Annotated in this window: 1 pseudogene; it reads left to right on the plus strand. The window is 63.1% G+C overall.

Annotated features, from left to right (window positions below):
- Positions 1 to 255: pseudogene (locus tag C6W92_RS17895) on the plus strand (IS630 family transposase); the annotation flags it as partial.

Raw genomic sequence — 255 nt, forward strand, 5'->3', positions numbered from 1 at the left:
CCTCCGCAAGCTCGGCTATACACACAAAAAAAGTCGCTGGTCGCCGCCGAGCGTCGCCGAACCAAGGTAAGGCAACAGCGCGAAGACTGGTTCAGGCATCGTATTCCGGCTGTGTCGGCCCGGCCCGCGCGCGTTGTCTTCATTTATGAAACCTCGGTGAAAACCAACCTGACCCGGCTGCGGGGATGGGCGCCGCGCGGGGATCGCCTGGTCATGGACGCACCGTTCGGCTCGTGGGGCACGCAGACGTTCATC

Source organism: Roseovarius sp. A46 (genome assembly GCF_004126395.1).
Taxonomy (GTDB): Bacteria; Pseudomonadota; Alphaproteobacteria; order Rhodobacterales; family Rhodobacteraceae; genus Roseovarius; species Roseovarius nitratireducens.